This is a genomic window from Hungatella sp. SL.1.14, assembly GCF_024460495.1.
GTDB classification, from domain to species: Bacteria; Bacillota; Clostridia; order Lachnospirales; family Lachnospiraceae; genus Hungatella; species Hungatella hathewayi.
Genome location: NZ_JANFYJ010000047.1, coordinates 1 through 22749, shown reverse-complemented (window position 1 = coordinate 22749; position 22749 = coordinate 1). Strand labels below are relative to the sequence as shown.

Genomic DNA, 22749 nt, shown 5'->3' with positions numbered 1-22749 from the left:
TATCCCTGAAGATTTATCTTTTATGATCCGGGTGGCCCATGTTCCATAGATGGCATAACCAGGGTTTAATGTAATATCTTTGACAATTAATCCAGTTATGCTGGCTAAATCACTATTTAACTGAGTATACAGATCCATCAGCGCCTTACCTTGTGCAGCCGATAATGGCAATTTCGCATTATTGGTTACACAGTTGTTTACTATCTGACCGATCAAACAGGCCCCCTTAAACGCTGCTTTCATGTTACTTAATATTGTGGACAGCTTCCCTTTACTTCTAATGCTATTGATTGCTGTAGCAGCATCAGGAACCGTCGTACTTCCAGAGTAATCCTCAAAAGTCGGTGTATCCAGGTCTTTCAATGCAGCATCTGCTTTATCCCAGTTATTATTCTGATCCTGAACTGAATAGAAATCACTTTCATCCGGTTTTTTGAAATTGTAGTTTGTTGTGTTAGTTGCCATTTGGTAACTCTCCTTTCGATAAATCTTCATACGTCAACTGCGCCAGCTCGGCGTGCTGATAGGCTTGCAGTTCCTGAATTCTATTTTTAAGATGACCGCCACGGATCCGTTCGTGAGTATAAGCTGCCAGTTCTGCATGGGTAAATGTTCCAACCGCTCCATAGGTATTAAAAATGTACTCATACAGCACCTTCAAATGGGCGGGCACCGCCTCCTCTATCGTCTGTTTGATATCTGCCATATTCCCCGGTATGCCTGATGTACCCGTAAACCGAACAGTGATGGTATACGCCGGAAAATTCTCCACAATATTAACAGCCGCGTTTGTAAAGCTTTCCGCAATATTCTGGATCAGGGAAGTGGTGGTCGTTCCGGCTCCGGATATCTTCGCCTTAATGCGTTCCCGGCGATACCGATCAGATTTAGCGGCATCAGGGATCAAGCCAAGTAAGTGTTCATACCGTGTGAGTGAATCCGAGGCAGATCCCGCAAAACAGTTATCGATGGTCTTATACATTTCCGTGTCAAGACCGTCTGTCTGCTCTGACAGAATTTCTTGCAGCGTCTTCATTGTTTCATTTTCAGAATAGTAATCCGGAAGCAGCTTAATTAGCTCCATACATCCTCACCTCCGAAAAATCTACGGTTCCTATAACCGGAATAGCTTTATCAGTAATAATCACATTTGCCATGGCGCCATTCAATTTTAAGTTATCATAATCCTGTACGCCTTCCGTGGCCAGGAGCAGGCTCCCGATCCTTGCATAACTGACACGATAGTCTGTAAATACCAGCCCTTTGAGGTATGTGTTTAAAGAGGCACGGAATGCCTGCAGCACATCATCTTTGGCTTTGCTGCCGTCCAGGGTAACATCAGCCATGACGTTAACAGCTATGGAAGACGGGCTGTCGATCGTGACAGTCGCTCCGATCGGTCGGACCGTTTCCATATAAGCCGATACTGTGCTTTCCAGAGATGGGTCTATATTCTTATCACTGTCCACGATCAGGACCGTCACGGTACCAGGGCCACTGTCCAGCGGGAAAACCCTGGCATCTCCGACACCTGGTACGTCTAAAGCCCATAACTTATAGTGGTATGCATTTCCCGATGTGGCTGGCAGCTGCACTTTTTGCAGGAATCTCTCCCGCAGGGCTCCGTCCGTTTCCTCGTCGGCTCCTGCTGTTATAATATCAGTCAGTTCAGCGGTCACTCCCGTTATATTTGAGATCGGCTGCACGGATCCTGAATACTGGTTTCCGATGTCGCCCGAAGTTTCGCACTCGGCCTCGTACTCTGTACCAGATGCCAGTTCACGCGTGACAACATAAGCCAGGGAATTTATTCCCCAGCGGCTGCCTATTGGTACCGCTCCTGTTGTTATCATTTTTCGTACTGCAGCGCTGGACGGTTTTCTTGTCACTCCGAAAGCAGCTACTGCCCTGTCCAGATACTCGCCGACTGCGGTATCCGGAAAGACCAGATCCAGATAGTTTTCCAATTGGAAATTTTGCTGTGCCAGAAAGTAAGCACACGGCGCCAGAGCATCATATATGATGCTTCCCTCCCTCTTATCCACGTTACTCGGTACTCTGTCCAGCATGGCTTGTAAAAGCTCCTCATATGTCATACAGGCACCTCCATTTCTATTTCGATATCTCCATAAATACTGAAGACATTAAAAGAGCACTGGCACGTGTCCCCAGTAAAAGAAAAGCTGAATCCATCAACCTCTCGTATCCTGTCATCACGTAACAGTGCTTCCTGTATCATTCTCTTCATTTCCGCCCGTACATAGGGTTGCTCCTCTCCGATCAGTTCTTTCCATGCAATTCCATAATTGAAACTGTATACGGGGTGCTCATACTGTTCGGTATCAAGTACTTTATAAATAGCCTGCTTTAATGCTTCCAGATCGTCTACGTACCCTTCTATCTTACAGGGCAATACTTTATAAGTCTTCCCTTCAAAGGTTTGTTCCCGGAGCACCATACCGGTTGTAAGTTCCATGTTATCCTCCTATCTGATATGGTTTCCCAATGATTTCCAGAATATAGTACTCCCGGCCGCCATCGTTACGGAGCAGCCGCACCTTGTCGCCACTGACCAGTCTGGTTTTCATGTTCCCTGTTACCATGCTCATAGGAACTGGAAGATCTCCGACCATAACGGCATTCCCTTTGTACTCCCCGATTACTACCGCAGCCACCTTCCGATTATTCAGGTAATTGTTTACTATCGTTTTTATAACGTTAAACAGTTCATTCGCTCCATTTCTGTCATTCACCAGTCATCACCTCAACTTTCATCGTATGAACCGGCAGAAAATCGTGTGTTACTTTCTTTACGATAAGCCTGCGATTAAGTTCAATGTCCTCTATGCTCCCGTAAATGCTGTTTCCGGCACGTACCCGGAGATCGCCCAAGCAGTCCAGCTTCAATGACTCCTTTTCATGATTATACAGCTTCAGAAGGTTGTTCGCCCGCTCCTGTGCTTTTGCCGCATTATCAATCCCGGAAGCTGATGTTTCGAAATATTGGAGAAGGCCATACCGGTTTATGGATTCCTGATCAGCAGCGGCACCCACGTCCATTTTCTTGCTATTTTCATCTTTCCAGCCTACCTTGATCCGGTTGTAGAAATCATCATCAATGGATTTCTCCCAGCTGTAGCCGGTGCACAGGCTGCGGTCTCCCAGTACAAGAGGGAGCTGCAGGTTCCGCATATTCCAGAGGCATATGGATCCATACTCATCACGGACGCAGTACATCTCCTGCGTTGCGATCAGCGTATCGGAGATGGCCTGCGCTATCTCGTCCAGCCATGTCTTGTCGGAATCAGCTATAGTCGGCAGTACATACCCAGTTTCCTCCATAGTGCCCGGCTTTAAGGACAGAAAGGTGCACATATTCTGTACCAGGTTCTTCAGCGTCCCATTTTCCAGCACAATAATTTCCTTCGCTTTAGCATACCGCAGCTGATCGTAAGCCTTTACCTTAATAATCTCGGATTCGTCACCGGATGCCTTAAAAACAGTTCCAAAAAAGATGCCGTCAGCCTGATCATTTTCTGTCAGACGGACGACATCTCCGTTTTGTAATGTTAGACCATCATTAATATACGTGATGTCCATGCTACTGGATCCATCATTCAGCGCATCAGACCACGATATCTCTGTACACATGCCCGATATATCGTAAATATATCCTCCTGTTTCAACCAATACTTCCATATTCGCCTCCTATGCCGGTATTGTAAATACTTGTCCGGGATAGATCAGGTTCGCATTCTTAATAGCCGGATTGGCTGACATGATCTTCGGATATTGGGATCCATTACCGTAATACTTCTTAGCAATCCCCCACAAAGTATCTCCCGACTGTACTGTGTGTGACTTAGTTGCAGTTACAGCAGGATTATCAGCAGGGGGCATCTCTTCCTGTTTTACCGTAGCATCAGGAGTCTGGATAGCTACATACCTTTTTCCGGCCCCTTTATACTCCATGAGTGTCAACGATATGTACTTATCCCCTTCTTCTCCTGCTTTTTCCACTACCTCTACACTCTTTACCAGTACCTTGACGCTGATATCATCTGAAATATCATTCGATGCAATAAACCTGATCGGCTTCTTATTCTTCTGAGCCTTCCTGAACATCTTCTCGTAATGGTCTGCATCGGCTTCTGTACCGGATTCCATGTAATTAACGTCCTGACTGGGAAATTCTGCTTCAAAGCTGTACTCCTCCAAAGCACAGTAGGAAGGGATAGAAACCTGCCCTTCCTCCAGTACCTGATACGTCTCAATATTAAGTTCCCTTGATCTCTTAATTTCTTCCGGATTAACCGGAAGCTTATATTTCTTACTGCCATATTTGAAATACACCGAGTATGACATTAAGCCGGCACCCCCTCTGGAGCGATTGCAATCATTTCTTTGAGCTGTTCAGATACATGACTCATAATGTTGTCGGTATCTGCCTCTTTGGTGATCGGACCGCTGAATTCTACCTTGATATTTGGCGCAAGTGTATTCTGGGCGATTCTGGCGATATAATCACGTTCTGCAAGCCTGCGCATCCATTCGATATCCTCTTCATTCTCGACCTTCACCGCGCCACCTTTCCCGGTTCCTTTCACAGTTGCCGGATTACCGACAGTAGCAAACTGGCTGTAGTCGATACCGCCTGCATTGGGGTCAATTTCCAAAGCACTACCAAAATCCCATTTGTCAATAAAATCCCCAACACTCTTTCCTTTTTTGCTCCAATTATCTGAAGTCGACACAATATCTTTCGTATCCATGCGCAGCTCGTCTAAAGATATATAGTCGTCAGACTTAAAACTGTCTCCCCAAGCCTGTATTTTATCCATAAATCCCCCAACTGCTCCGGCGAGATTTGTACCAAATACATCATCAATTGCTTTTGCAATACTCTGGATAATTGATAATACACTGGTTGCCATATTAACAAAGAGGTTAACGACTGCAGCTAACGGGTCGTTAAATACATTAGCCAGGAACTCAGCGAATGAAACAAAAATGTTCCATAAATTCGCTACAATATTGTACCCTGTCGCATAAAAAGCCCCAAGCAGGCCACCAATAAAACCAAATATATCAGCAAATGTAGCTCCTGCAGAAATTAAAGCTAAAACAATTGCCCCTAATGTTGCTATAATTAAAATCAACGGCCAGTTAGCAGCAAGAGTAGCCCCGGCCGCAACGAGCATCTGTCCAGCCCATAAGCCTGCCATAATAATAGCAACCGCAAAAAAAGTTCTTACGATGGGATCTCCTCGAATAAATGCATCGATTAGCCAGTTGGCTCCCTCTGCAATTGCCGCAATACCTTCATTTAATGCAGCCAGAAGTGTCTGCGCTCCACTGCTATTCAGCAGGGTATTTAGCTTTTCCATTGTTGGACCGAAAGCCTCCAATGCATTATTTGCCATAAGCTGCCCAACATCAGAAAAAGTCATTGGCATTTCTGCAAATTTATTATTAATGTCATCAGCAGCCGTAAACATTGCATTCTTAATAATATCGGCCGTGATAAGTCCATCAGAAGACAATTCCTTCAGTTCACCTTTACTTTTGCCCATATACTTAGCAATGGCATCAGCAACCATAGGCGCATTTTCCATAACAGATCGGAACTCATCACCTTGCAGCTTGCCGGCCGCCATTGCCTGTGTCAACTGTAAAAATGCAGACTGTTGTTCAGACGTTCCAGCTCCAGACACCTTCAACGATTTTTGCAGGAGTTCAGTAAAACCGATAGCTTCGTCATTTGATGTAAAACTATCGCCGGCAAGGAGGTTCATTTTGGCAACTGCTCCGGCCATGTCCGTATAACTGCCTCGTGACCGGTTCGCGGCATCGAAAACCTTATCCTGCAATTCTGCTGGAGTCTGGCTGTCATCATTAACCATTCTTAATCTGGCAGCTGCATTGGTATAATCGTCTACCAAGTCCATACCTTTTTTTACTGCGGCCAGACTGACCACCGTTCCGATCAGGGTTTTAAGACTGCCGTTTGCCTTAGTGGCTTTCTTTTCCGTATCAGAAAGAGAATTGTTAAACTTTTCCATTTTAGGGGAGGTAGCCTCGGATCCCTTTCCCGCCTTTGTTACCGAGTCATTTACATTATCGGCAGCCTTTGATGCCTTCAGCATCTTATCGGTCGCGGCATTTGTCTTGTTCATCATTTTATCTATCTGCGAACTATATCCGTCCATTAAACGAAACATAGCACTTAAAGTCGGCATGATCCACCTCCTATTTCATCTGATTGGCAAGCCTTTTCTCTTCTTCTATCCGAAGATCTATACTTGCATATACGACAGCTTTTTCCTTTTGACTCATCGCATCTAAGATGGTTGGCAAAATATGAAGCTTCTGCAGAGCGAAGTGAGCATAGCACAGCTCAGGATCGCCCTGCTTCATTAGTTTTTTGCCTCTTCAACATCTTCGTTGATATCTTTATCCAGTCCAGATAATTCCTGTACTGCCTCCATTAATGCTGTAAACTCTCCAATGTAGAGCATGGCTACAAGAGTTTTGTCAGCGCCCAAAGTACCGTATGCTCTCTGCAATTCTGAATTTTCAAGATCAGGTTCCACGACCGCGGCCGCAACCAGATTCTGGTTATATGATACTTTATCAAAATATTCGTTCCCTTTTTTATCTTTCTTTGTATATTTCCGAAGCAGCCCTTCATTCTCCTGCTGAGCAATCGGACGGATCACAAACGGAACCGGTTTTCCATTTTCTTTAAATCGTTCTGATACGATTACCTCTTTATTTTCTGCCTGTTCCGGATGTAAAAATGCATTTAAACTTCCCATATTGGTTCTCCTCTCAATTCAAAAGAGACGCTTACTTAGCGTCTCTCAACCGTTTAACTTTTTCCATTTTTTCCAGGTCATGGTTGCTGGAACCTCCACAGTCTTCCCCGTCACCGGATCCCTGGCCACCCGTGTCTCACCTTCCATATCGTTATCGTCATAGTATGGAACTGTCGTACAGCGGCAGCCACGGTGTAGTGGAGGTAGATTCTTGCCTATTATACTTCCCTTGATTTTAACGACCTTTCCGTCCATGTTTCCACAAACGGGGCATGTTTTGTCGTCTAATGTGGCAAGAAACGCTACTTTATCGCATCCGTCTCTTACCAAGCCCTCAATGTCTCTTAAAGTAGCGTACCTTGAACACATATTGTAAATATCCAAATACACTTCATTTTGCTTTTCTTTGTCCGGGCAGGCCCATTTTGACGTCTTATGTGGAGACATTCCAGACAACTCGCAAAAAACGGCATTGTGTAGCATTTCGCGGTCAGCATCCATCGTATAGAAATACTGCAAAAGGTCTTTTGTTTCTTCACTTAAACCTTGTTCAAGCTCTTCCTCCCAGTCGAATCCCAGCCCAGGCTTTCCGCTGTCAACATTCCATCGACATATAATCTTATATGCCCCCCTTAGATCGCAGCGTTTTAACGCCTTCATGGCCTCATGATAGCAGGACTCGTCACTGTCAACGACTACCGCCGGATTCTTATGCTTTAAAAAATCAAATAATCCCATTTCACCGCCCCCTTCCTTATCATCAATTATAATGATTTCCGAGGCAAGTGTAAATGACTTATCTCATATTCTCCGGAAAGGCATAGCTTTCCAGTTCATCCACATCATCAAATGTAAAATCCGTATCTACGGTGTTCAGATCTTCGCTGGAGTCGTCCAGATATGCCACCGGAGCCTTTGCCAGAATGCAGTTTCTCATGACAACGACCCTGCGGCCAACCGTTGATGCAGGATCTTCATTCGTCGTCTGGATACTGATCTGCGGAACCTTGCCCTCTTTGATATACTGCTGATAGACCGCAAGTGCGGCGGGGCTTACGTTGTACATAGTCAGTGTACCTTTTCCCTCCGCGCCTACAACCTTATGCTGTGTCATACGATGCCCCAGGAGCCGCTTTGCCAGCACCTTAAATTCGATGCTGGCATCTACTTTCGATATCTCAAAAAAATACCGGTTTTGGCCATCGATTGTGATAAAAGCGCTGCCTTCACTTCCTGTCACCAGATCAGTGAGTTTTGTGTAATTTCCCATGTCATATCCTCCTTACGACAGATTAACTGTGATATATATCTTCTCTACGCTGTCAACCGGCTGTACCGCTGCTTCGATTACAACAGCATCCGAATCATTTCCCTTTATGACCGTAACATCGTCAGTCACAAAATTCTGAACCGCCCCCATCGTCTGAAGTGTAGTAAAATAGTCCACCAGAGACGCCTTCAGAAGAGATCTGCCTTCATCATTATTATTGACTTTCCCGACATAATTCGCTTCAAAGATCTTCGTGATATCATTGGAGATATTATCAACAGTTCGGATAACCCGGTTCTTCGTAAACATTTTACCCTTGTCCACAGTGACTGTGGTAAGGGAATTGATATCATACACTACAGATACATTTTGGGCAGTGTCTACCTTAAAAATGAACTTACCCGCAGTGACAGCCGCCTCCATCTCTGATTTTGTCATTCGGGGTTTAACGTCGATGCCCCCCGCATAAACCATTCCGGTATTTGATGTAGTGATACTGGCACCAGCTGTGGCTCCTGCCACCCATGCAGTTACCTCTGCAGCCGTCAGTTCCTGATTCCCTGGCATGATGATGCCCTGAACAACATTGATGATCCCCTCGCTGTCTGCCACATGGTTCGCGAGCACCGCCTGACACTTCACACCCTCATCGTCCCTCATGGCCTTGATCCATGTCGCAATCGCTGTTTTGTTGACCTCCTCTCCCTCTCCGTCATAGGGATAACAGAGCGTGTTGAACTGCACGGTTTTAAGGGCTGCAAGGGCCGCAGTGACGTCAGCCGCTTTGTGACTTGCTTTGAGTTTATATACCAATACGGTTTTTGCCTTCTTCAGTGCTTCCGCAGCCAGCTTCTTATCCGAGGCCGTAGCTCCGTCTGGCCATGCCGCCTCCGTTGCTGTAATTGTATACATAGCGCCGTCAGTACCCACACTCATTTCCTGCAGGATAACAACGGTTCCGCGGTCCCCCGGTGTAATAGACAGCGGTTCATTCGTCCGGATATTGATATAGGCTCCGGGCAGTACCTTATTCTGGGATTCCCATGTTCCTGCCATGGCTTACTCCTCCTTTATGTCTGTGTTTTGTGATATTGTCTGCATTGCTGTGCTGTTGTTTTCCTGATATTCCCGGTAGTCAACGTCGAAAAGGAAATGCAGGACACTATCCACAATCTTTAAGTTTCTATTTCTGATTTTGAAATCTGCCACTATAAATTCCCGGCTCAAATCCTGACCAACAAGCCAACATTCCTCATAAGGTTCTCTGTCAGTCGCCGGAAAGTATGATACGTCTACCCTGACTGAATTCTTAAGTCGTCCATTAATACCTCTGGAAGGCTCCTGTTCATAGAAGGTAACCAGGAAAGACGGCTGTGCAAAGTTCTGCGGCACATCTTCAACGTACACCTTGCACGGCCTGACTGCCTTCAATCCAGCCGTGATATTCTTATATAGTTTTTCAATCATGCTTGCTCTGCACCGCCTTTACTTCTTTCTCGAACTCCTTCACCAGCTGCTTCTCGATGTATCCCCTGGTTTTTTCCAGCACGAACGTACCTTTTACAAAACCTTTTGTTGGACCGCCTTTTTTCGTTACGATGCGATGGCCGTAATTCCAATATGTGGAATACTCTGCGGTGTTCACCAGCTCCGTCTCCACGCCTGCTTTTGTCTTCTTTGTCGGAAGCTTATGCCAGCTTTTTCGCAAGAATCCGCCAACTCCCGGATTCTTAACTTTAAAACTTACAACTTTTCTGACGCCAGGGCCATTATTCACAATGAAAGTTACTGGGTTGGGGTGATCTCCTACAGGCGTACGCCGCTTCGCATAGGCCGCACCGGCGTTTACAGCCTTGTTAAGCACCTTCTTATCAATCTGCTGGATATCCTCCACCATCGCCATAAGTTCTTTCCGGAACTGGTCAATAGCAGCCTTATTCCTACGGTAATTGCTACTACTCATGCATTATCATCTCTCTTTATTTCACACTGCCACTGATAGGTATACGGGTGGCACTCCCCCAGATCAACTTCAATGGTCTTTCCGGTTCGCAGAGTGATCAGCAGCTGATCTCCTTCCCGAATATCCTCAGTCAGTCCACAAAATAGCTTGTGGCTGTTCACAATTGCCGGATTTGGTGCGCCGGTGGATACCTGGCCCGAAGAACTGTACCGACAGGGACGCCCAGTTGCCACGGCTGCTCTTACCTGCTTTGTGATACCATCTATTTCAACGTCTGTCCATCGGTACACATCCATTTTAGCGTCATACATTCTTGCATACGGGTTTCGCATATCCTCTCAGCCTCCTGTGCCTCCTCAGACCTGCCTTATCGCTCTCAGACAGGCCATAGATACTTGCCTTCGTATTTCCCTCCGTCTGCGCCCAGGTAATGCTTCCATCGCCTTCCTTGATACTTGCAATCTCTGGATTATATCCGCTGCCTTCAGATGCCTCGTACTCGATTATTCCTCTCGCCTTTTTCCGTACAAAGGGTTCCAGAATATCCGGTACGCAATCCGGATCCAGGTTACAGTAATCGCAGACTGTCAGAATCAGATCCGAGATGATCAGATCATGGTCTTCTGTACCCAGCCGCAGATTTTGCTTTACTGTCTGCAGCATCTCATTACTATTCATTTTACACCTCCATGGATTCAATCTGCTGATGAGTCATACTGTGAAGAGCTGAATGGCGGTATTCCTGAAGCTGTGCATAAGTAGGAACGGATTCTCCTCTCAGCCTTAACTGTCCATTTGTATAGGAAGTCAGTTCAGCATTGGTTGACCTTCCCAGATATCCGTGCGTAACGACAGATACGCTCACAATAAGACGCTCTTTGACGGAAACCGGATTCCGGCTTAACTCCACAGCTTCAATCCGCACCGCCATCAGACCACCTCCATCTGCTCCCGGTTCTTAATAACCTCGTCCGCAATCATCAACGTGATTTCCAAAATGTAAAGATTGCTCCGGTACGTTGGCTGAATTTTCACGTCTACAAAGCTTCCATCTTCCTCCTGGGTCACTTCACAGCCGCCTGATGCCTCTACTTCGCCATTATATATCAGTTCATAGGTGGCATCTTTAACAACAAAGTATTCTGACTTGACAGAATGGACGAAATACTTTACATGTCTGTCTTCGCCCAAAATAAAACGTATCATAATGCCACCTCCTGACATTCTGGAATCAATCGTGTAAACAGATACTCTGTAAACTGTGGTTCCATTTGATATGGCGCCTGAAGGAGCTCAAACGTATACTTTGGAAGCGGCAGCGCGTGAATACAGATATTTCCGGCATCTACGGTATAAAGCATCTTTGAAAGATACGTCTGGTTTCCTGCTTCATCTTCGGCCACCACCTCTACCACATATTCTCCGTCAGCATCAAAAGGGACCGGCACACTCCACCGGTCCTCATCTACTTTCTGTAGTATTACTTCTATGCCATCTACCAGGCCAAATACACGTGCTACTGCCATGGCATTGCCTCCTTAGTCGGTAACCTCCACGCTGATCACATAAGTCTTACCGGCATCTACCGGATTAGGCGTGAGCGTTACGGCCCTGATCGTCGGAGCCACGGTATCGAGAGTTACTGTCCTGACCACCGTCGTAGACTTGCCCGCGCTGTCCGTTGCCACAACCGTGATTGTGTTGCTTCCGGCAGCCAGTGTCAACGCCTTGCTGAACGATCCATCTGCGCCAACCGGAACCGCCTCTGCTGTGCCGCTGTTAAGTTTAACTGTCACAGTAACCGGGCTTGAGGTGATATCATTGGTTGTACCTGTTACGGTGCAGGCGGCCTTATTGGTGATCAGACCATTAACCGGAGCCGTCACGTTAAGAGTCGGCGGTACGGTATCAATCTTAAATGTTACGCTCTTCTGCGTCGCGGCATTGCCATCGTTGTCAGCTGCGTCAACCTTAATGGTATGGCTGCCGTCAGCCAGGGCCGCCGTAGGTGTATAAGTACAATCTTCTCCTTTACGCGGAGCTGCAGGCTGCTTCCGAGTGTGGCATCTGTGTCATTTTTTGTGGTCACGTTCCCGGCCTCGTCCGTGGCCTTAATCGTCACTGGAAAATAATGCCCGTCGTTATTGTTATAAGACGACGTGGCCGGCGCTGTAATTGTGGCCTCATATTTCTTCGAGGTACTGTTATAGGTCAGTGTGGTTGTAACACCGTTAATTACGGCCTGTACTGTCTTAACTGCCATGTGTCAGACCTCCTTATCCGATCTTATGCTTAAACGCAACGATCCTGATCTGCTTCGGCTCATAGACTCTTTCATAGTTGATGGCATTCATCAGTTCCGCCTTCGTCGGAGTCTCTACATGCTCTCTGGCAAGGTCAGTCCATTTGATCCCACGTGCATGCATGATGAACGTCTTACGGTTAATCAGGTAATCTACACCAGATCCCTTCTTCTTGTCTCGATCTACTTCAGTAGCAACAAAGCCGACGGGAGAACCATTTCCGAATGCAATTGCCCCCTGGCCAAACAGATATGTGGTATATACGCCATCTGCAACCGGACAGCCATCATCCACAATTACCCGGCGTCCCTGGTAGGTATCAAACTCAACATCAGTAGAATCCCGTTCTGTGTCGATCAGGTTATTTTTCTTCAGAAAAGCCTTTGTGGCGCTGTGCATGGCCACAGCCGTCAGCTGTCCCTGGGCATCACCGAGCAGCTGCAAAGCATCAATAAAAGCGCTGGCACTGATCTTCTGGGCCGCCGCTGAACCTGCCGTAGAAATATCCAGGATATGGTCTGCAAGCGGTGTTTTGGTCTCTGCCGGCTCCGTTGCAGTCTGATAGCTGCCGAACACTCCGGAAAGCACCTGGATCAGAATCTTCTGGTACTCTCTCGCCCAATATCCCGCTACCAGGTCACCGATAGCTGCCATCGGGTCGCTGCCTGCAAGCGCAGCCGATAAATCTGTGGCAGCCCACATATTAGCCCTGCGCACTGTCGTAGATACATCTTTGTTAGACGTGATCTTCTTTGCAGTCAGATCCTGATCCTCGATAATGTCCTCAGAATCTCCGCTCAGATCCTCGAAAAACGGCATCTGGTGGATCGGTGCCGCTTCACTGGCCAGACGGTCAAACTCTGCATTATTTGTGATAATTCCGCTCTGGAAGAGTGCGGATAACTCCATGGTCCGGTTCACGACATAAGGTGTGAACAGTTCCGGTACAATGACATCGGATAATTTTGTTACTGGCATTTAATCACCTATTCCCTTTCTTATACGTTGATGGTTACTCCGGCTGCCGCAGCCAATACCTGTGCCTGAGCCGGATTTTCTTTCAGCAGCTTTCCCTGTTCGGTAAGGTTAAAGCTGTCTTTTGCAAATGGATTCTTAGCCGGAGGAGTCCCGCCGCCGGCTGGTCTATAGTCTGCCCCCGGCTCCGTCTTAAACAGATGGGGAGAGGACTCCTTCAGGGGCTTCACAATATCGTCGATTCCGACCGGCTTCCCGTCCTTGTCAAACGTGAACTTGTCAAGCCCGCCCTGCTTGTAGATAATGTAATCAGCATCAACCACGCCGGCCTCTTTCAGTTTATCCTTCAGGGCGTATTCCTTCACCGTGTTGGCTGACGCAATCTCCAAGGCCGTCACCTTCTCCTTATACTCATTGACCTGCTTCTGAAGCTCCTCATTGTCAGAGTTGTCCTTCTTAAGCGTCTCGATCGTCGAGTTTGCTTCCTTCAGCTTACCGCTTACCTCGTCGAAACGGTCCTTTGGCACAAAGCCTTTCACGGCCTCATTCCATGCATCGACTGCGATCTGTGCGTGCTCCTCCGATAATCCTTTTGCTACTAAATCCTCTTTCTTCATTTTCTTGCTCCTTTCATCTTCACTTGTTGTCCCGGTCGTGCCCGGTGATGTCTCCCTCTTTTGCGCCTGAGATACCAAAAAAGGCGAAAATAACACTCAGGTTTACCCTGCGTGCTTATAACTTGGTAATTGTTCGGATTTCACTGACTCTTATCATGACCGTTTTGCCATCCAGCTGGTCGCAACTCATAAATTCAAATCCCTCTTCGCAAATCATGTTAATCCATTCAAGCATCTCGTCAGCACTCTTCTCGCAGTGCATTTTTATTTCTTCTCCGCCCGTCAATCTAATCTCGTACATATTGCTTCCTCCACTCTTTATATGTCATGCCGGTCGGCACCTCTACATTCTCTCCTGTCTCCAAATCACGTCCCACGCGCATTTCCCCGGACCGATCATCATCGACATAATAAGGTACGTCTGTGCAACGGCAGAAACAGTGGAACGGCGGCATATTCTCGCCAGTAATCTCTTTCCCGACCTCGTAGACTTCGCCGTCTTTGTCCCCGCAGATATCGCAGGTCTTACTATCCAGCGTAGCAAGAATCTGGTACTTCTCCACTCCGTCTTCCTTATAACCTGCGTGAGTGGCCTCACTCATCAAGAAAGAACTTTCTGTATGCAGAAGGCGGTAAGCATCGAACTTTTTGACGTTCAGCTTTTTCGCAAAATCATTTGTAAGCGCCTGCGGACTCTTTCCCTGTACCATCATAGTTGTTAGCGATTCCATCAGCTGTGTCTGCAAGTGATCCTTCTGCTTCCACAACCGACTTGAAAAGCTGGCGCCGTTGAAAGGATATTCCAGCAGCTTCTCGACTGCGTGTGGATCCACTCTTGCGAATGCGGCGTGGAATCCCTTGTACTGGTCGATGTTGTACCAGGTACGGTAATAGGTATCCTCGAAAACCGCTTTCATAGTCTGTTCTGCGGCAGCCTGATAGTCTACTGCATATAGCTGCCGTAGCATGGCGTCCACCTGCGCCTCCAATGCCTGGTACCGGGTGATTCTGGTCTTGATGGACATGTTGTTGACGGTCTGATTGTGCTTTCCGATATTTTCCATGGCCAGGTCGATAAAGTCCCGCAGGTTGCCGATCTCGGCCTTTGACAGTTGCCGCTGCGCTGCCGCATAGGAAAGGCCATTCTCCTCCGCGTATTCAAAGTAGAAAGCTTCTATCGTCTTCTGCAGCTCGCGGCGGGTCTGGTTAAAAGCCTTTTCCAGCTTTGCGTAATACTGGTTGACCTGCATTTCTCCGGCCTTGTACATGGCTTCCTGACGCTTCTCCCAATATCCCATTATTCATCGCCCTCGCCTTCCTCCGGATCCTCACCCTTCGGGAACATATCGGATATTTCCCGTTGGGCCTCTGCATCTGCTTCCTTCTGCTTATTGAGGATATCCATTTCTTTTTCCGGATCCTCGACCCACGGGTGTTTTGACACGATGGTCTCATCAGAGATCACCCCCTTCGACTGCTGGGCAATCTGGGAAAGTTCCAGATCATTCTTGACACTGGTGCGTGTCCATGTCTGAACGATTGTGTCGTCTTTGATCTTGATATTCAGTAACCGGCAGATGCACCGGATAAACCGGCCGAAGCCCAGTTTAAACTCTGTCTCCATCAGTCCCGATTTAAGCTCCAATAGGGAATATAAAAAGCCCAGGGCCACGCCTGAGCTGTTACCAAAATTCTGCGGGTCCGGATCAATACCCTGCCCCTGTTCAAAAATACATTTCCGGGTCGTAGCCAGCAGCTCCTTGCGGGCCTCCACCGGCAGCTCAATCGTTAGGGTGGAAACTCCTGACTTGTCCTCCCCGCCTTCATTCTCGATCTGAATTGCTTTGTAGTCCTTCAGTTCACGGAGGAACTGGCCCAGATCATCGCCGCCATAGTTGGTAAGCACAAAAATAACTTCCTGAATATCTTCTAGGTCGTTGACGAAACCGCTGAACACCTTGCAGTACACGTCGATCAGTGGCTTGATGTTGTCCAGATCGCCCGTGTCAATGTTGTTGTTGAAGAATGGGAAGAAAGGAACCTCACCGACATCATGCTTGAACTCGTTAACCAGGTTGCTGTTTCCTGCCGTGTCGATCAGTGTAAACGAATTGTACGGCATCAGCCCGGTGTCAATTACGCCCCCAGCTTCAATTGCGTACGCCTGACAGGTCGTATCATTCCAGTACTCGTAGACGTCCAGTTCCTTGCCCTCATCCGTGATGTCATGATAGCAGCGTAATGCTCCTTTAAGCTCTCTCTCCAGATTATTGCTCCACACTGGAATCACCTGTCCTGATGGCACTATGGCATACTTATACTGCCCGCTCGCTTTGTCCTTCCATAGGTGCAGCCATGCCACAGAAGCGTTGGAAGCCTCTACACAGAGATCCTTGCAAGTCTTAGCATACTTATCCCCCAGGAACGCCATCAATGCTTTATTAGACGCCTTATCGCCTAGATCGAACAGAGGCGGCGCTGTAAACATATAGGACGCTTTTTGATTGACCAGGAGGCCGTGGAAGTTGAGGGGGATCCGGTTATCTGCATTCCGCAGCGGGTTCTCCCCTTGCTCTGTTTCTTTTTTCTTAGGCGGCTCCAGTAAGATATCCGTCTGGTTCCGATAATACCGATCCGCAGTATCGGCCTCGGCAAGAAAAGCACCATGACCAGCCGTATACTTCTTAATCAGCTTTTTAATTATTTCAAGCTCCATATCTCACCTCTATTTCATGATTTTCAGTCCTCCGCCCTTGAGGTCTGAAACCTCGTAATCATCAAGCCCATACCAGATAGCAGACAACGTATGGGGGTCTATGTTGAATTCATCTTCGATTATCTCTCCATCTTTGTCCACGGCAAAAGTCAATTCCTTTAACTCCCCTATTATGTTTTGGCACCGGTCTGAGCATATGATACGCTTAAAGCGCTTAACTTTCTTAGTGTATACTTCACGGGAACCCTTAAACTTCTTACACGGTTTCATTCTAAATCCCAACTGTCTATAATACCGGATTGCTTTGGGCTCCGCGCAATCGGCCTTAATCAATACATTCTTCCACTTTTCAATATCCCGGGCAATCTCTGGATCCGTTTTATCCCTGGAGTAGTACTCATCATACAGATACAGAATTTTGTTATCGTGGTCTATCATCATACGAACCACCGCATTATAAGAGGTGACGAATCCAAAATCCATGCCGTTCTTTTCAATCGGGCTGGCAATCTTTTGTATACGCCCATTAACCGTGCTTTCTGGCATAACTTCAAACTGTGGAAAAACAAGCCTCCCGTTAATGCCAAAACGTCCCTTCCTGGCCACTCGGTACAAATCTGGATCGTGTTGCTGCAACTCATCCAGCTGCTCGATGTAATCTGCCGGTACAAAGTAATTGTCATCCACCGTGCTGTGATGATAATAGGTGTTTCCGATCACCAGGATACGCTTCTGGTACAATTCTTCGTCGTCCAGGATCTTAACGCCTGTGGCCTTATCCTGAAAAAAATGCTTATACACCCAGTTGCTCTTGCTGACTGGGTTCGTTGACAAGATAATATGATTGCTGAGAGTCGGATGACGGAGACGCCCCAGGATCTCCTTAAAGCCTGCATATTTAACCTCGGAGCATTCCTCGATCCAAACAATAGAAACACCGTTTAAGGATTTCAGCTTTGCCGGCTTATCCATGCCTTTAAAAATGATCTTGCTGCCATTACTGAAGCGGATCTGCATCGGTGACGTCGTAAACGTGATGTAGTCCGTTACCTCCATGGCCTCGGCCACTTCCATCAGCAAGTCGTAACAGGAATCACGGATCGTATCAAATACCTCGCGGACTACCAGAGCCTTGCGCTTCTCCTCCAGAAGCTTCTTGATCAGCTTTACAGCCACGTGATAGCTTTTAGAACTGCCGTATCCGCCGACGGTCAGATATATTTTATGATCCCAGTCATGGACGAAATCAAAGAAGTGATCATTTAAAGCAAATTCTACGTAATGGATATCAGACGTGATTCTCACCTGCTTTCTTAAACTCGATCTGAATCGGTTTCTCCTCATCCTTCTCAACCTGGGACTTCAGAACGGCGATCCTCGCCCGTTGCTCCTCAGTCGCCAGATCCCAGTTCTTATGCAGCAGCTCATCGTACTGCTTAATCATGCTACGGAGCTCTGCCTGGGCTCTTGCCTGGGCCTGCAGGAAGTTCCCCTGCTTATCCCATGCCTGCTGTACCTCCCAACGTTCCTCCGTGACCGTATCGCCGTCCTTGTGGCCGATCTCAGTCTTAGTGCTGTCCTCTCGGTCGCGAACATACATGATCTTCTGCGCCCGGATAATGGCAGCATAAGCAATCTGAATCTGGTCCCACAGGACGTCCAACGGATCCTTTGGCATCTCCTGAATAATGGAAACGGTCTCTTCCGGAAGATACTTCGAGAAGAAACCGTATTTTTCTGCTTTCTTATTTTGCGGCGGGCCACCAGCACTATTATGATTCCCTGGCTGAGCGCCACGTTTTCTTTGCGAACGTTCGTTTTTCTTATCCGAACGTTCGTTATCCCACTTATGTGTACACTTCCAACGGCGAACTGTGCCCTCCGGGAGACCCAGTTGATTTGCAATCTCAATCAGTTTCTGCCCATTCAAATACATGGCCTTCGCCTGTTCAATTCTCAGATCTGGCGCTCTGGCCATGCCTTCATCACCTCGATTCGTCGGTTTTGGGGTAAAAGAAAAAGAGGCAGCCTGGGCTATCTCTTAGTTCTTTTTCTCATCTTCAATAATTTCTCTTAATTTTTTCAAATTATACTCATATAATTTTTTATATGTAGTTGTTTTTGTTTCATTAATAATCTCATAAATTGTATTTTTTGATTGCTTTCCATATATAAACTGTTCATATTCGCTCAATATCTGATCATTACTTTCTTGAAGTGTATTCCAAACATCTTGTTTTAATTCTTCGCTAAATAATGCTAATATCGGAATAAATATCCTTTTATTTCGTGAAATTATATCTTTTATTTCATTAACTCCAGAAAGTAACTCTACCATATCTATTCCGTTTCCTTGTTTGGAACTAGAAACAACGAATTCAATATCCTTAAAAAATATATCCAGTGTTTCAAGCATTCTTTCAAGCACTAACAAATTATACCATTTATCATATGCTTGTTCTTTAATTCTCTCCCTTTCTCTCTCTCTAAATTCTTCCTTATCTTTAAGAAAAAAATAAACTACTAATAATATATTTAGAATAGCAGCAATAGCCTCAATGGTTCCTGAAATATTTACAACATTATTCCAGGAACCATTACTTGGACTAGCCGTTAATAGCATCATAAATTCCCTCTTCAATATCTTTTTTAATGGTTTCTTTCACTTCTTTGCCTTTATTGTTTTGAAATATATACTTTTTTTTAAACTGTTCTTCTCCTAAACCAACGACACTATCTGAAAATAGTCCACCAAAAAACGAACTATTTATGGCAATTGTATCATCCGATATCTGTATAATATACTTTTTTTCATCCTTATCTTTATTGTTTAAGTCCAACTCTTTTCTAATTTCTAATCCATGCTCTCTTCCTGAATACATTCTCGATTCACTTTTTCGATAAGACTGTAGTTTAATTACTTCATTTTCCATCATTAACCTCCTGAACAACAGAATCTAAATATTTCTTATCTAGATAAAATTTCATAGCAATAACAGTCCCCGGAAAACTATCTTTTAATAGCTCTACATTACTATCTGCTTTTTTATAAATATCATTATCTTTATTAAACGCAATAATTCTTCTTTCTTTATTTTGAAATATATCATCATTGTATCTCTTCTTTTCTAATCTATACTTATCATCCAGCCGTATACATGTATGCCCAGATACGATTGTCAATTCTGGCTTTATCCCATTCCTCGTTTGCCCTAAATGATAAAAAGTATCCATTAATGTTATTGTTCCTTTTCCTCGATTACTATACCCTTCTCGATTACTATCTCTTAATCTACTTATTCCCTCCTGTAAGGAAAAGACACTAAACATCATTTCTTTTGTCCAATCTTTTGAAAAAAAAGGCTCATGAATTGAAACCATTTTTTGTAACTTCATTTTTGTCTCTATTGTTGTATCTGCCCCGCATAAACGTTCATAAATTGAATCTCCAAAATTAAATATCGTTAGTTGAATCTCCCCCCAATCATATTCATCTCTAATCTGATAATGTCCTAATGTATACCAAACTGAACTACGGCCTCCATGTCGTTCACAATTATCAATTACTTCCCCAAACATTGATGCTAATTTATTTTCACCAGTATCTGTCAATTTATACCCTTGCGTTTGAAGACATGTGTTAAAATAATTTGTCAATTTGGTTGCCACTTGGGCAGACTCTTGAGCGCCTGCTCTACCAGAAACTAGTTTAAATTTGATAATATTATCATTTTTAGCAAATTGATTAATATTTAAATGCTTCACTAAACCACTAGCAATAAACACATCTTTTGTATACCTATCTTCCGGTAAATTTCCAGATATTGTCAGATGACTACCTAATGTTTTATGATAAGATTTAGCGGCTAATACAATTGTATCCATTATCGTACTTGCAGCAATCCCAAGGTTACTACATCTAGAATGATCAAACATAATCTCCTTAATTTGGGGTTGCATGCCGCAATAAAAAATTTTTTTCAATAAATATATAACTTCATCTGCATTTTTAGATATAGAAAAATCCTTAGGTATCGTTATTAGTACTGTCCCATTCATTTTTATCAATACATAATCAGACACACTCTTGCTATAAAATTTTTTTTCACATAAAATTCTACTAGTCTCCGTACTATAAATAACATCTTTATTACAATGATGCTTTCTTGCTTTCTTTTTATTTTTGCGTTGTAAGGCTCGCATTGTCTTAGCAATTTTATTTTTCTGATAATGTTTTTTTTTATCTTTCCATCTCATTGTCATTCCCCCATAGATTATGCAATTTTATCACATTTTATGCTAAAAGAAAACACATACCTTATAACAAAACCTAAAATAGCTCAAATAAGTAAATTTTCAAAGTAAATACACCCCCTATATACGCTGCCAGTTGCATTTACTTTAAGAAAGTTGCATTAACCTTGAAATTCAACTAATAGCTCAAATATCCATAGGGAAAGAGCACCCGCCGTAACCGAGTGCCCAAAATGAGGTTCTATAATTTATTGCATTGATGACTGTGCCATTTTACTTAACGTCTCCTGTAAAACGGCAGAACAACTAATGTTATTTTCTTCCACGTAGGTATTGAGCCATGCAGGAATTGTAAGAGTCTTCTTTACCGCCTTGCTTCCGTACTTTTCAGCATAGGCGTCCATATCCAAAGCAACCATATTCACAAACTGGCCAGGCTCTGTATTAATGCCTCCGAACTCTGACGCTTTAGGCGCCTTCTTGCCATCCTCCAGTTCTGTGAGTACCCAGCCGCTGGCAGCATCTTCTGCCATAAAGATCGCTTCTGCCATATCATCTCCACCAGTAACACAACCGGGCAGATCCGGGAACTCAACGGCATAACCTCCGCTTCCATCTTCGTAAGGTGTAAATATTGCCGGATAAACTAATTTCATCATTTTCCTCCTTTTCATGCAGGCATTGGGAGCTTTACAGCCCCGCCTGCTTAAGTATTGATTTTACAACTGTCATATTAATGTCTTTGCCTTTATGCTCTGGTATTGTAACTTTTCCGCTCTTAGTTGGGTGTTTATATTGATGATGAGAACCAACTTGTTTTACTTCATACCAGCCATCTTGTAAAATCATTTTTTCAACTTCTCTGAACCTCATCTCTGTCCTCCTTATGCTATAATTATAGCACGTGCAGTACGTATTGTCAATAGTTTCAATACATATTATACGTATTATTCAAAAAGAGCCCTTACATATTTGTAAGAACTCAGTTAAAGGAGAAACATGAATTATGGAGGATAAATCAGCCGCCGACCGGTAAAAGCCGGTGGCCGTTCATTGGGGATGTTATGCAAAATGGCTTTTTCTGTTTACCTAATTTTGCATAATACAATTATAACTCGTCCATTCGGACATTGCAAGGACACGATTTTGACACGCTCTTGTCAAGCCTCTAATCCAACATAATTGCATCTGATCCGAATAAATACACGCTCAGTATATTGGTGAGTTCCGTCACCCACCGCCTAGCCGTCCGATCCACGTACCCATACACTTCGGCTATGTTCTCATAGGTCATTCCATCTAAATAGTAATACTTGAATGCCAGATACTTCTCCGGCGTATTCTTTGAGTACTCTTCCTCTTCGAGAAGGCTCAGACACTTGTCAATATGTGCAATCATTACTACGCTCCGTAACTTGCTTTTAAGAATGCTGTTTATAAAGATATCCTCTTCGGTGAATCCTTCCAACTCGTCGCTGTCGTCCATATCTGACAAATCAGATATCCCCTCCTGTACGCTCCGGCAGATTCGGTTATAGTTCTCCATCAGCTTTTTAGTATTCTGGAATATCTTCACTCGTTTCTCCTTGCGCTCTGACTTTTTGAATTCCTTTACCGCCTCTAAGGCCGCCTCCTTTGCAATCCGTTCCGCTGTCTCTTGATTCATCAACCCTCACTCCTTTCCTACCCGCGGCTTGTACACACGTTCCCCATCCAGGTACTCCTCTTCCTTCCTCTGCTGGCCCAGAAGCTGCCGCATCCGATTCAGCGTATCCCGGTTCTTCTGTTCCTCAAAGAACTTGACGATCCGCTCATTTCGCTTGACAATATCTT

Annotated in this window: 32 protein-coding genes and 2 pseudogenes; all 34 read right to left on the bottom strand. The window is 45.1% G+C overall.

The genetic code is table 11. The annotated features are described in order from the left end of the window. A pseudogene (locus tag NE473_RS28815) lies at positions 1 to 465 on the bottom strand (hypothetical protein); the annotation flags it as partial. Next, complete coding sequence (locus tag NE473_RS28810) at positions 455 to 1084, bottom strand: putative phage tail protein (RefSeq protein ID WP_256265486.1); 630 nt, start codon at positions 1082 to 1084, stop codon at positions 455 to 457. The pseudogene NE473_RS28815 and the gene NE473_RS28810, both read right to left, overlap by 11 nt. Continuing rightward, entirely contained in the window at positions 1071 to 2096 is a 1026-nt protein-coding gene (locus tag NE473_RS28805; protein WP_256265485.1) for a baseplate J/gp47 family protein, read from the bottom strand. The genes NE473_RS28810 and NE473_RS28805 overlap by 14 nt, the downstream gene beginning before the upstream one ends. Further along, positions 2093 to 2476 (bottom strand): DUF2634 domain-containing protein, encoded by a 384-nt coding sequence (locus NE473_RS28800; protein ID WP_256265484.1) that lies wholly within the window; start codon positions 2474 to 2476, stop codon positions 2093 to 2095. Before NE473_RS28800 ends, NE473_RS28805 begins: the two co-directional genes overlap by 4 nt. Before the next feature lies 1 nt (position 2477). After that, complete coding sequence (locus tag NE473_RS28795; RefSeq protein ID WP_256265483.1) at positions 2478 to 2753, bottom strand: DNA helicase; 276 nt, start codon at positions 2751 to 2753, stop codon at positions 2478 to 2480. Next, positions 2746 to 3699, bottom strand: coding sequence for an XkdQ/YqbQ family protein (locus NE473_RS28790; protein WP_256265482.1), 954 nt, complete (start codon positions 3697 to 3699; stop codon positions 2746 to 2748). The genes NE473_RS28795 and NE473_RS28790 overlap by 8 nt, the downstream gene beginning before the upstream one ends. Before the next feature lie 9 nt (positions 3700 to 3708). Continuing rightward, positions 3709 to 4365: a LysM peptidoglycan-binding domain-containing protein gene (locus NE473_RS28785; RefSeq protein ID WP_256265481.1), complete on the bottom strand. Its 657-nt coding sequence runs from the start codon at positions 4363 to 4365 to the stop codon at positions 3709 to 3711. After that, positions 4365 to 6239, bottom strand: coding sequence for a tape measure protein (locus tag NE473_RS28780; protein ID WP_256265480.1), 1875 nt, complete (start codon positions 6237 to 6239; stop codon positions 4365 to 4367). Before NE473_RS28780 ends, NE473_RS28785 begins: the two co-directional genes overlap by 1 nt. A gap of 10 nt (positions 6240 to 6249) precedes the next feature. Continuing rightward, a complete protein-coding gene (locus tag NE473_RS28775) occupies positions 6250 to 6417 on the bottom strand; it encodes a hypothetical protein (protein WP_256265479.1) in 168 nt (55 codons plus the stop codon). Further along, positions 6417 to 6818 carry a phage tail assembly chaperone gene (locus tag NE473_RS28770; RefSeq protein ID WP_256265478.1) on the bottom strand — a complete coding sequence of 134 codons (402 nt, stop codon included), beginning with the start codon at positions 6816 to 6818 and terminating at the stop codon, positions 6417 to 6419. The genes NE473_RS28775 and NE473_RS28770 overlap by 1 nt, the downstream gene beginning before the upstream one ends. 45 nt (positions 6819 to 6863) lie before the next feature. Then, complete coding sequence (locus NE473_RS28765) at positions 6864 to 7556, bottom strand: minor capsid protein (RefSeq protein ID WP_256265477.1); 693 nt, start codon at positions 7554 to 7556, stop codon at positions 6864 to 6866. 58 nt (positions 7557 to 7614) lie between these two features. Further along, the gene (locus tag NE473_RS28760; protein ID WP_055649970.1) at positions 7615 to 8088 is read right to left on the bottom strand and encodes a phage tail tube protein; all 474 of its coding nucleotides are present in this window, start codon (positions 8086 to 8088) and stop codon (positions 7615 to 7617) included. Between the two features lie 12 nt (positions 8089 to 8100). Next, positions 8101 to 9144, bottom strand: a complete 1044-nt coding sequence (locus NE473_RS28755) for a phage tail sheath subtilisin-like domain-containing protein (RefSeq protein ID WP_256265476.1) — start codon at positions 9142 to 9144, stop codon at positions 8101 to 8103. A gap of 3 nt (positions 9145 to 9147) precedes the next feature. Continuing rightward, positions 9148 to 9555, bottom strand: coding sequence for a phage tail terminator family protein (locus NE473_RS28750; protein ID WP_055649968.1), 408 nt, complete (start codon positions 9553 to 9555; stop codon positions 9148 to 9150). After that, positions 9548 to 10051, bottom strand: a complete 504-nt coding sequence (locus NE473_RS28745; RefSeq protein WP_006774102.1) for an HK97 gp10 family phage protein — start codon at positions 10049 to 10051, stop codon at positions 9548 to 9550. The genes NE473_RS28750 and NE473_RS28745 overlap by 8 nt, the downstream gene beginning before the upstream one ends. Next, positions 10048 to 10383, bottom strand: coding sequence for a hypothetical protein (locus NE473_RS28740; RefSeq protein ID WP_055649967.1), 336 nt, complete (start codon positions 10381 to 10383; stop codon positions 10048 to 10050). The genes NE473_RS28745 and NE473_RS28740 overlap by 4 nt, the downstream gene beginning before the upstream one ends. Then, positions 10355 to 10729 (bottom strand): hypothetical protein, encoded by a 375-nt coding sequence (locus NE473_RS28735; RefSeq protein WP_006774100.1) that lies wholly within the window; start codon positions 10727 to 10729, stop codon positions 10355 to 10357. Before NE473_RS28735 ends, NE473_RS28740 begins: the two co-directional genes overlap by 29 nt. Position 10730: 1 nt before the next feature. Beyond that, a complete protein-coding gene (locus tag NE473_RS28730) occupies positions 10731 to 10982 on the bottom strand; it encodes a hypothetical protein (RefSeq protein WP_006774099.1) in 252 nt (83 codons plus the stop codon). Beyond that, a complete protein-coding gene (locus NE473_RS28725) occupies positions 10982 to 11257 on the bottom strand; it encodes a hypothetical protein (protein WP_002603326.1) in 276 nt (91 codons plus the stop codon). The genes NE473_RS28730 and NE473_RS28725 overlap by 1 nt, the downstream gene beginning before the upstream one ends. Beyond that, positions 11254 to 11577 carry a PF13754 domain-containing protein gene (locus NE473_RS28720; RefSeq protein WP_006774098.1) on the bottom strand — a complete coding sequence of 108 codons (324 nt, stop codon included), beginning with the start codon at positions 11575 to 11577 and terminating at the stop codon, positions 11254 to 11256. The genes NE473_RS28725 and NE473_RS28720 overlap by 4 nt, the downstream gene beginning before the upstream one ends. 12 nt (positions 11578 to 11589) lie before the next feature. Continuing rightward, positions 11590 to 12314, bottom strand: a pseudogene (locus tag NE473_RS33255) (Ig-like domain-containing protein). Positions 12315 to 12327: 13 nt separating this feature from the next. Continuing rightward, positions 12328 to 13332 (bottom strand): major capsid protein, encoded by a 1005-nt coding sequence (locus NE473_RS28710; RefSeq protein WP_006774096.1) that lies wholly within the window; start codon positions 13330 to 13332, stop codon positions 12328 to 12330. Positions 13333 to 13352: 20 nt separating this feature from the next. Beyond that, a complete protein-coding gene (locus NE473_RS28705; protein WP_039891816.1) occupies positions 13353 to 13946 on the bottom strand; it encodes a phage scaffolding protein in 594 nt (197 codons plus the stop codon). Positions 13947 to 14061: 115 nt separating this feature from the next. Then, positions 14062 to 14247, bottom strand: a complete 186-nt coding sequence (locus tag NE473_RS28700) for a hypothetical protein (RefSeq protein WP_006774094.1) — start codon at positions 14245 to 14247, stop codon at positions 14062 to 14064. Next, positions 14234 to 15244, bottom strand: coding sequence for a minor capsid protein (locus tag NE473_RS28695; RefSeq protein WP_244052982.1), 1011 nt, complete (start codon positions 15242 to 15244; stop codon positions 14234 to 14236). The genes NE473_RS28700 and NE473_RS28695 overlap by 14 nt, the downstream gene beginning before the upstream one ends. Further along, a complete protein-coding gene (locus NE473_RS28690; protein ID WP_256265475.1) occupies positions 15244 to 16662 on the bottom strand; it encodes a phage portal protein in 1419 nt (472 codons plus the stop codon). The genes NE473_RS28695 and NE473_RS28690 overlap by 1 nt, the downstream gene beginning before the upstream one ends. A 9-nt stretch (positions 16663 to 16671) precedes the next feature. Then, positions 16672 to 18006 carry a PBSX family phage terminase large subunit gene (locus NE473_RS28685; protein ID WP_256265474.1) on the bottom strand — a complete coding sequence of 445 codons (1335 nt, stop codon included), beginning with the start codon at positions 18004 to 18006 and terminating at the stop codon, positions 16672 to 16674. Beyond that, positions 17951 to 18640 carry a phage terminase small subunit gene (gene terS, locus NE473_RS28680; protein ID WP_256265473.1) on the bottom strand — a complete coding sequence of 230 codons (690 nt, stop codon included), beginning with the start codon at positions 18638 to 18640 and terminating at the stop codon, positions 17951 to 17953. The genes NE473_RS28685 and terS overlap by 56 nt, the downstream gene beginning before the upstream one ends. A 63-nt stretch (positions 18641 to 18703) precedes the next feature. Continuing rightward, a complete protein-coding gene (locus tag NE473_RS28675) occupies positions 18704 to 19288 on the bottom strand; it encodes a hypothetical protein (RefSeq protein ID WP_256265472.1) in 585 nt (194 codons plus the stop codon). Further along, entirely contained in the window at positions 19269 to 19598 is a 330-nt protein-coding gene (locus tag NE473_RS28670; RefSeq protein ID WP_256265471.1) for a hypothetical protein, read from the bottom strand. The genes NE473_RS28675 and NE473_RS28670 overlap by 20 nt, the downstream gene beginning before the upstream one ends. Then, positions 19585 to 20919 (bottom strand): hypothetical protein, encoded by a 1335-nt coding sequence (locus NE473_RS28665; protein WP_256265470.1) that lies wholly within the window; start codon positions 20917 to 20919, stop codon positions 19585 to 19587. The genes NE473_RS28670 and NE473_RS28665 overlap by 14 nt, the downstream gene beginning before the upstream one ends. A gap of 245 nt (positions 20920 to 21164) precedes the next feature. Further along, positions 21165 to 21572: a type II toxin-antitoxin system HicB family antitoxin gene (locus NE473_RS28660; RefSeq protein WP_256265487.1), complete on the bottom strand. Its 408-nt coding sequence runs from the start codon at positions 21570 to 21572 to the stop codon at positions 21165 to 21167. 34 nt (positions 21573 to 21606) lie between these two features. Beyond that, positions 21607 to 21789 (bottom strand): type II toxin-antitoxin system HicA family toxin, encoded by a 183-nt coding sequence (locus NE473_RS28655; protein WP_002602970.1) that lies wholly within the window; start codon positions 21787 to 21789, stop codon positions 21607 to 21609. 295 nt (positions 21790 to 22084) lie between these two features. Beyond that, positions 22085 to 22582, bottom strand: coding sequence for a hypothetical protein (locus NE473_RS28650; RefSeq protein WP_006775019.1), 498 nt, complete (start codon positions 22580 to 22582; stop codon positions 22085 to 22087). Between the last annotated feature and the right edge of the window lie 167 nt (positions 22583 to 22749).